This window comes from bacterium, assembly GCA_026398675.1.
Taxonomy (GTDB): Bacteria; RBG-13-66-14; RBG-13-66-14; order RBG-13-66-14; family RBG-13-66-14; genus RBG-13-66-14.
Map to the genome: position 1 here is coordinate 1 of JAPLSK010000278.1, position 2725 is coordinate 2725.

General features: G+C 68.5%; 3 protein-coding genes. 1 reads left to right on the top strand and 2 read right to left on the bottom strand.

The window, feature by feature from the left end; all coding sequences use genetic code 11:
- Positions 1-829 (top strand): L-seryl-tRNA(Sec) selenium transferase (locus NTW26_08490; protein ID MCX7022289.1); only part of this gene is annotated, 829 nt, incomplete at its 5' end.
- Positions 830-900: 71 nt separating this feature from the next.
- Here NTW26_08490 and NTW26_08495 read toward each other — a convergent pair.
- Positions 901-1920, bottom strand: coding sequence for a polyprenyl synthetase family protein (locus tag NTW26_08495; protein ID MCX7022290.1), 1020 nt, complete (start codon positions 1918-1920; stop codon positions 901-903).
- 10 nt (positions 1921-1930) lie between these two features.
- A partial coding sequence (gene menA / locus NTW26_08500; protein ID MCX7022291.1) for a 1,4-dihydroxy-2-naphthoate octaprenyltransferase occupies positions 1931-2725 on the bottom strand: 795 nt, incomplete at its 5' end.

The following is a 2725-nucleotide window of genomic DNA, read 5'->3' on the forward strand; positions in this document are numbered from 1 at the left end:
GCCCTCGGTGATGCGCCAATCGGGCTGCACCCTGCGGGAGGTGGGGAGCGTCAACCGAACCACCGTCGCCGACTACGCCGAAGCGATCGGGGAGAACACGGGTGCCCTTTTCACGGCCCACCGCTCCAACTTCCGCCTCGAGGGCCGCTTCACCGAACCGTCGCTCGCCGAGCTGGCGGAGCTCGCGCATTCCCGCGGGCTCCCCTGCATCTACGACCAGGGGTCCGGCCTTGTCCGGGAGGTCCCCTGGGCCCCGGGAGCGGACAACGTCGTCTCATCCCTGGAGGCGGGCCCCGATCTGGTCTGCTTCTCCGGCGACAAGCTTTTCGGCGGGCCCCAGGCCGGAATAGTCGTCGGTCGGGCGGACCTGGTGGAGAGCTGCGTCCGTCATCCCCTCGCCCGGGCGGCGCGGCTGGACAAAGTGGCGCTCGCCGGTCTAGCCGCCACCCTCGACATTTACCTCGCGGGGCGGGAGGACGAGCTACCCGCGCACCGGCTGTTGGCGGCCACCGGCGGGGAAATCCTGAAGCGAGCGGAGGCGCTGCTCCCCGAGCTCGAGCGCATCGGGGGCGGGCGCTGGAGGGTGCGTGTGGAAGAAACGGTGGGACGGGCCGGTTCCGGGGCGCCGCCGCTGGTGGATTTCCCCTCCGCCGCGCTGGTGCTCACTTCCGATGCGACGGGGGTTCGGGAGCTGGCGGGGGAGTTTCGCGCTTCCGGAATCTTCGGGCGCGTGGAGGACACGCGGCTCCTGCTGGACCTGCGCGCCCTGTTGCCGGAGGAGGAGGGGGAATTCCTGGCGGCGGTTTCCGCCGCGGCCATCCGCTTATAAAAAAAAGGGGTCAATACCCCATGTTCAGACGGCGACCCGCTCGGGCCGCCCTTTTCCGTGTACGCTAACCCTCACACCTGCCGGGTCAGCACCTCCTCGGCCAACTCCACGAGCACGGGACCGACTTCGGGGTGTGGGTGTCCCAGGGCGATTTCCCGGGCGCGTCGGGCGTAGCCCTGGGCGACCTTGGTGGCGTAGCCCAACGAGCCGGTGCGGTCCAGGAGTTCGGCGACCCGTTTTCTAAGGCCGCCGCCGGAGAGGCTCAAGAGGCCGAGTAGCTCGCGGCCGTGCTTGTCGTGGTGCAGGCCGTGGATGAGCGGCAGGGTCAGCCTCCCCGCGGCGAGGTCGTTCCCCTCGTCCTTCCCGGTGATCTCCCGGGCGCCGGCGTAGTCCATCAGGTCGTCGGTTATCTGAAAGGACATGCCGAGGTTGAAGCCGTATCCGCTCATCCTCGCGACCGCCTCGCCCCCGCCGGCCAAAAGTGCGCCCATTTCCCCGCAGGAGCCGAAGAAGCCCGCCGTTTTGCGGGCGATTATTTCCAGGTACTCCCGTTCCATGGGCTCGAAACGCACCGCGAAGCTCCCGCCGGCGTCGGTGCGGACGACGCGCCCCAGCCAGCGTGTCTCGTTGAGCTGCCTTATTTCCCCCTCGCAGAGGTCCGCCACCGTACCCGCCAGAACCCGGACCAGGTCGGCCCGTCCCGTGGCGGTTATCAGATGGCGGATGGCCCGGGCGTAGAGGTGATCCCCCATCAGCACCGTAATCTGGTTGCCCAGGTCGGTGTGGATGGTGGGCACGCCGCGGCGCGTCGCGGCCTGATCTATGACGTCGTCGTGGATGAGGGTGGCCAGGTGGACCAGCTCGCAGACCGCCGCCACCTCCACCGCCGTATCCCGCGGGCCACCGTTCTCGTATTCTCCCCGGGCCGCCAGGAGGACGAGAATTGCCCGCAGACGCTTTCCACCGGCGGCGACGAGCCGGGACGTCATGGTGCTTACCAGCTCGAACTCGCCGGCGATTATATCCAGCAGCCGCTCCTCCAGGCGGAGCAGCTCGTCGTTCAGGAGGTCCTTGGCGGTGGCGAGTTTCACGGGTCGGGCCTCAGAGAGGGATTAATACGGCCAGGGCGAAACCCAGGGACAGGACCAGGTTGCCGGCCAGCTGGAGCTGCACCGTCTTCCCCTCGGCGGGCACGAGGGCCCGCGGCTGGTCGTAGTTTGAAAAGACGCCCCGGACGGCGCCGACGGCCAACGGCAGCGTGAGGAAAATCAGGAGCGTCCAGTAGGGCAGGACGCCCAGTAATGCCAGGACGAGCGAAGAGACGTACACCGCCGCGACGATGACGGCGAAGGCGGCCCGCGAACGGCGGGCGCCCAGGCGGACGACCAGGGTGCGTTTCCCCACCGCGGCGTCGGCCTCGATGTCGGGAATCTGGTTCACCCAGATGACGCCCAGGATGAGAAAGGCGGCGGCGATGCCGGCGTAGAAGGCGCCGGAATCGAAGGTCCCGGCCTGGACGTAGTAGCCGCCCAGAACCGGGAGGAAGGCCACGTCCAGCGCCACGATGAACTCCCCCAGGCCGCGGTAGCCCAGCTTGAACGGCGGCGCCGCGTAGAAGAACCCGGTGACGAGGCCGAAAAGGCCCAGGTAGAGAATCCAGTTCCCCGGCGTCAGGAGCCAGAGGGCCGCGCCGATGCCACCCGCGATGAGGAAGCTCACCAGGGATACGAGGCCCACGGTGCGCCGACTGACCAGGCCGTCCTGGATGACCCGGGAGCCGCCGTTGAAGGGGGAATAATACCGGTTCGCCTCGTCGTTGCCCGACACCGAGTCGAAGAAATCGTTGGCGGTGTTCACGCCGGCGTTCAGGGCGGCGATGCCCGCCAGGGAGAGGAG